The sequence below is a fragment of the Bacillus sp. B1-b2 genome (assembly GCF_009183415.1).
GTDB lineage: Bacteria > Bacillota > Bacilli > Bacillales > Cytobacillaceae > Niallia.
In genome coordinates this window covers 40,041-46,464 of sequence record NZ_WEHU01000032.1, presented here as the reverse complement: position 1 = coordinate 46,464, position 6,424 = coordinate 40,041, and the positions used below count along the sequence as shown (strand labels likewise).

Here is a 6,424-nt window from a genome sequence, read left to right as displayed (position 1 = left end):
AATAGGTGATAGCTAGTTCGGTTGATTCTGAAACAAAGGGACGACTTGTGGAACCAGGAGCAGCACTTCCCTTTCCAACTAAGCGAATCTCAATTGCTTCTATCCGCATAGAAAGTCCTTGAGTCCCAGCAGATTGTCCATTTTTAGCCCAATCTAGCCATCCATAATTTTCTGAATGAACACGGTAATAGACATCGTAATAGTTGTTCATTTCTCCCGTTAAGCTAATTTGAATTGCTTCAACCTGCTTACTTTCCCCAGGTTTCCCGCTAATAGCACCATTTGAGACAGAATCTAGCCAACTATAATTTTCAACATGGGTTTTGTAAGAAATACCACCAGAATAAGGAGCGTTTTTTAGCGCAACACTTAAGGCTTCAACGCGTTTGTTTTGCCCCGTTGTACCAGATGGAACGCCATCGTTTACGTAATTTAACCATCCATGGTCTTGAACATGAGTAGAATAAGAGACAGATGGTGTTGCATTAGCGTAAACCTTGTCCAAATGCGAATAAAATGTAAGACCTAAAATTAACAATAGAAAAGTATAGAATATCTTCCTTTTATTCATGGTTGTTTTATCATAACCTCCAGTATATAGAATTTTAGAATATTGAATGAAAGAATAGAGAACATATTCTTTCATTCAATATTCTATCTATTATTCTAGCATACTGAACAAAAAAAAAATTAAGAAAAATTTTCTATATTACAAGATGAATAGTTAGATGTTAGAGATAACTTTCTAATAGCAGTGTTAAATGAATTTTGAAGATTCCATTAAAGAGGAGTAAACTTGTAAAACCCTATAACTAGAACTAGTTAGTTTCAGACAGTGTGAAAATAAACAAATTGGTTCCTCATTCACTATTAAAGTAGGAGACTCAATCCATTTAAAAAATATGAGGTTTAGTCGCTTTCTGTAAAATAAATAATTTTAGTCAGAAGCAAATAACTTCTCAAGCCCATAGATCAACTGTCCTTTACATCTAGGAAAAGAGTGGTAATATTAACAGCTTATTCGACAAGAGAGGTTCATTTCATGGTGTGAATAAAAAGTTGCAATTTACTTAATTTTGATTATTGTATGAAAATAAGTTTTATGAGGATATCATAATTAGTCTTCTAATCTAGAAAAGGGTTGCTTAAAATCAATAATAATTAATTTTAATAGAGGCAGATTCTAAAGTGAATCTATTAAACATGGAGGAAATAGATGTGATTTTATATGTCTGATAGATGTTCTAAAAAGGCCAGAGCATCTATTTGAGTGAGTGTGGAAATGCTCTGGTTAATAAAATCCATCCATAAAAGCATTATAACTTCTAAAACTTAAATAAAGCTTAAACTTTGCATTTAACTATTATCTTCTAACTTGTTTTCCAGAGCTAATGGCAAACAGCTAATAAAAAAATATATAAACATTCTTGAAGGTTATGAATCATCATTCAGGCAAACTAAATTAATTTATTTGCACTAGTTAAATTATTTTGAGGTACTTATAGTACTTCATGGGTTTAAAAAAATCATAAAAATAATTGTTCTATTTTTAATTTATATATTCAAGTCTTACTACTATTAGTTTGGATCAATAGGTTTTTGCTGTGGTATGTAGAGATGTCATTCAGTAACTTAATCTATCTAAAACGATCTATTGTATCGTTCAACTGATATACTTCTAAACTATATGTTTGCTAGACACAAACAGCCAATCAAGCTCTATACCATTATTAAGACCAGTAATTGCTTATAGAGTCTTTACAGTGAATGGATTATCTTATTTTATAGTATTGGCTACAAAATAAAGATAGCTAATTATATAGAAAGATCAATAATAATATTGGACATATTTTGCTCGCGTTAGCGATATAAGATGAAATATTAAAAGTGATGAATTTGCGTTTTTAGGTAAATATGGATAATTATACCTCTTTATTTAGATGTATCTGCATTTTATAGGATTTAAAAAGGAGAAAATAGTTTTATTGATATCTGCAAGACTTGCTCAACTACAATATAAGTATGGGAATTGAAAATTCGGGTATAAATGATACTATGTGAAGGAATGGAAGGTAATAGTAGAATATATATGAGATTAAATACAAGATGATATCGCATAACTTTAACGATTATGGTATATATGGATGCATAGGAGAAGAAGTGAAAAAGAAGAGAAGAAAGTATGATAGGGCTAATAGGATTTGCTAGTATAAAGTAGAATTACATTATATTATATATTGTCATAAAAAGTAGTTATTTATGGATAAATATTATGAATAATAATAGAGAACTAAACTGTAAGATTTTTTAGGAGAAAATGGTTAATTTCCCGGGAAACTTGTCGCTATTTCTGTCTTCATATTTATTGCTGCTAGAATTGACATCATTATGACTACAAAAGTGGAATAGTTTTAGAAAATCTAGGTAGTTATTTATATAGAAATTAATAATGAAAGAATGAATAAAGTCGAATATCCTAAGCAATCCATTTTGCATAGAATACAACTAAGCTAAAATAGGGTTGGTGAATATGAATAATCATACCAAAGAAATACTAGGATCTGTTTTATCAGCAATTGGAACAATAGAAGCAGCGATTGGAAGTACACCTATACCAAGAATAAATGAACATTTAAGCATGGATTTAAGACTGACAGGCAATGTATTGCAAGCTACAGGTAGTGCTTTATCTGCTGATGGGCAGGGGACCTTCTCTTTAGAAATGTTTGGTGATGAGATACAGGCAGTAGGAAATTCAAGTGTCATAACAGGATTACTAATAAATAATAAAAGTATAAACAGTCAAAAAATTATTATTGATGGAAATTGGCTCCAAGCACTTGGAAGTTTTGTAGGATTAGCAGATGAATCTTTTGATTCTACTGCTTCAGGTAGAATAGAGAATGTTATTGGAGGATTTCTTCAAGGAATTGGAAACTCCATGCAGGCAGTTGGAGGAGTGGATCAATTAAAAAATGGATCGCAACCTACTCTTCATTCTGTTGGAGTGATTGGTTCTTGGATACAGGCAACTGGTTCTGTTATTTCTTTAATAGGACAAATAAAGGAAGAAAAGGAAGAAATAAAAAAAGGAATAAATGAGTAAAGTCTTTGCACCAATATAGGCAAATTGCATAAATTAAAGCATAAATACGAAAGGGGAATATTTGTTATGTATTATCCACCTTATTATACTTATAATGCTTTGAATACAGATCCACAACAAAATAGAATAATTCTTACTCCTATTGGAGGAGGCTCTACACCTAACTTTCCGCCATTTGGAGGGGGATCGACACCTAGTTTTCCACCACTTGGAGGGGGCTTTCCACCAAACTTTAACGGACCACAAGGGGGACCTCCATCTCCACCACCATTTGACGGACCTGGAGGGATGGGTGGAGAACAAGGACCACCGACATCACCGCCACCAGCTTTTACTCCACAACTTAATCAATCAAGTGCAAATTTACTTTCTGTTGAATCTGGTTCTATGAGACCATGCTTATATCGTTATACCTATGTTTGGTTAAACAATGGACGTGGGTTCTGGTTCTACCCAACTTTTATAGGAAGAAATTCAGTTGCTGGATATCGTTGGAGAGGTAATCGTTGGTCTTACTATGGAACAGACACAAATCGAATTCGTTCATTCCAATGTAATTGATAGGGTAAAAGCCTTGCTTGATAAAATATCATGCAAGGCTTTTTATATTAATTGTTCTATATATTGAATATCTAGGTATTATGTATAGATAGGTTTGTTCTGCTATATTTGTGGTTTGAGAGGAAAATGAAGTTGACTGCTTGTGATAAAGATGATAACATGTTCTTAAATAAGAACGAAACTAACGAAATATAGAGAACATCTCTGAAGCTTTTTCATTTGCTTGGTTGTTCTTTTTAAAGAACATATATATTACAAACGAAGATTTATAAAAAGAAAGTTGGTGGATATGGTGTCACTAGTAGTAGAAGAGGAAAAAGGAAGTATATCGTTTTTTAGTGTGCCTGGTGTAAAAAAATCGTATATGAAGCCTAGAATTGTTGCCTTAATTCCTGCTCATAATGAAGAGAAATCAATTAAGGATTGTTTAGCAGGTCTAAATGATCAGCTCTTACCAAAAGGAGTAGAATTAGATGTTTATGTAATTGCTGATAATTGTACCGATCGAACAGAAGAGAAAGCGATACAAGCAGGAGAAGAGTATGGATTAAATTTAAAGGTGATTATTACAGAAGGAAATAAGCTTCGTAAGGTAGGTGCTTTAAATACTGGGTGGAAGCTTTTATATGGTGATTTACTCGATATATATGAGAAGCAATTAACAGAATCACAAATGTTATATAAACAAAGCATTAAAGCTGTTTTAGGGATGGACGCGGATAGTAGATTAGCCCCGAATTGTTTAAAGTACCTTTGGGAAGGGCTAATGAGTGGAAGAAATATTGGTGGAGTAATGGCAAAGTATACCATGCGTATGCCAAAAAAGAAAAGTCAACTTAGTAAAAATGATGTCTATTATGAAGAAAAACTTGCTAGTGGAGAGTACGGTGGCCCTATTAGTAGATGGTGGACACACCAACAGAAACAAGACATGGCTAGTTGGCTACTGGATTTACAATATCATGGTGGAAGTACGTATGTATTAGGTGGGCAAGCAACTTTATTCCGCCCAGAAGCATTAGAGGAAGTGGTAAATCATAATAAATTAGATGGCCCATGGCAAAATGATAGTGATGTAGAGGACATGCTTCTTACATGGCAATTGCAGAAATCTGGATGGAAAACATTAATTAGTCCTAAAGGTAGATGTTTTGTGGATGCTATGCGCTCCTATCATACTTTCCGCGAACAAAGAAATAAATGGAATTCAGGAACAGTAGAATTATTAACGAATAGAGACTTAACTATTCAAACAAGACATAAGGGGAAAATATGGCGTAACCAATTCAAATTATTATCTGATTTAGTAGTACGTGTCCTGTTTGTTCTGCTCTTATCTGTAGCCGTTGCGACAGATCAATACTATTGGTCTTGGGTCTGGGTTATTCCAATCGCACTGGCATCATTTTTAAATATTATCCTGGCAATAAAAACACCCATGCATCGAACGACAGATGTAATCCTTGCAGCTCTTTTAATTAGTCCAGAAATCTATTTATGGGTCAATTTAATGACATTTAGTCAAGTGTGGCTAGGTAAGCTTTCTTCCAATAAAAAAGATGGATGGGCTAATCAATATGCGGCAGAAGCAGGAAAAACACGAAGTAAATTGTCTCAAGGCATACTAATCGCAATCATATTTATTTTATTAATAGGCTATTTATGTTTTCATTATCGCGATGTCTTAACAAGTCAATCTATAAGAGAAGCTATTAATCCATATTTAATGGCAGGTTGGATTACTCTAACCTACTTAACAATCATTAAATCACTCATGATGATTTATCAGATTTGGACATTAAGAGGAAGACATACTGCATAATATAAGGAAGCTTCTACAAGCTAAAGGTGAAGAGCCATGGTTGTAGAAGCTTCTTTTTTGTTGATCCTTCCTTCAAATGTTTAAAAAGAATAGAAAAAAAGGAAAAAGGAAATATTATGACTTTTAGGATACTTTAAGTTAGGAGTGAGTAACTATGTGGAATGCTGCTTTGTGGGGTGGTATTTCTGGTTCGGCTGTATTACTTGGAGCTTTGGCAGCCATGTTTCTGTCTATAAAAAAAAGATACATCGGATTTATTATGGCATTTGGAACTGGGGTATTAATAGGTGCAACTACATATGAACTATTAGAAGAGTCTGTAGAATCTGGTGGAATAGTGTCTACTTCTATTGGTTTTTTGTGTGGTGCTATTCTCTTTACAATCATGGATGGAATTATTACTCGAAAAGGAGCAAATGACCGCAAAAGATCTTCTCAAAACGCAGAAAGTTCTAACCAAAGTGGAATAGCTATCTTTATTGGAACGGTAATGGATGCCATTCCAGAATCTATCATGATTGGAGCAAGCTTAATTAGTCAAAATAGTGTAAGCTTTTTACTAGTTGTTGCTATTTTTATAAGTAATATACCAGAGGGATTATCAAGTACAGTTGGATTAATAAAGAGTAAATATACAAAAAAGAAAATTTTATTCTTATGGATAGCCGTTCTAGCTATATCCGCTTTGAGTTCTTTATCTGGATATGTATTTTTAGATCATGCTTCAGAAGAGTTGATGGCAGGAATAGCTGCCTTTGCAGGTGGTGGAATTATTGCAATGGTTGGTTCGACCATGTTACCAGAAGCTTTTGAAGAAGGTGGATCTATTACTGGACTGATTACTGCATTAGGATTATTAACCTCTTTACTATTAAATACTTTTAGCTAAAGTTATGCTAGTTCCTTATAATGAGAGTGATATATAAAGAAAGTGA

Annotated in this window: 4 protein-coding genes and 1 pseudogene; 4 read left to right on the top strand and 1 reads right to left on the bottom strand. The window is 33.3% G+C overall.

All coding sequences use genetic code 11. The annotated features are described in order from the left end of the window. Window positions 1–538, bottom strand: a pseudogene (locus F9279_RS21330) (hypothetical protein); the annotation flags it as partial. Between the two features lie 1,992 nt (window positions 539–2,530). Here F9279_RS21330 and F9279_RS21325 point away from each other — a divergent pair. The 4 genes from F9279_RS21325 (at window position 2,531) to F9279_RS21310 (ending at window position 6,378) form a co-directional block, all read left to right on the top strand. Continuing rightward, window positions 2,531–3,106: a DUF6944 family repetitive protein gene (locus F9279_RS21325; RefSeq protein WP_152116212.1), complete on the top strand. Its 576-nt coding sequence runs from the start codon at window positions 2,531–2,533 to the stop codon at window positions 3,104–3,106. Window positions 3,107–3,172: 66 nt separating this feature from the next. After that, window positions 3,173–3,667, top strand: coding sequence for a hypothetical protein (locus F9279_RS21320; RefSeq protein WP_152116211.1), 495 nt, complete (start codon window positions 3,173–3,175; stop codon window positions 3,665–3,667). A 364-nt stretch (window positions 3,668–4,031) separates the two neighbouring features. After that, complete coding sequence (locus F9279_RS21315) at window positions 4,032–5,489, top strand: glycosyltransferase family 2 protein (RefSeq protein WP_413463235.1); 1,458 nt, start codon at window positions 4,032–4,034, stop codon at window positions 5,487–5,489. 154 nt (window positions 5,490–5,643) lie between these two features. Beyond that, on the top strand, window positions 5,644–6,378 hold the full coding sequence (locus F9279_RS21310; protein WP_152116209.1) for a ZIP family metal transporter: 735 nt from the start codon (window positions 5,644–5,646) through the stop codon (window positions 6,376–6,378). Window positions 6,379–6,424: the final 46 nt, after the last annotated feature.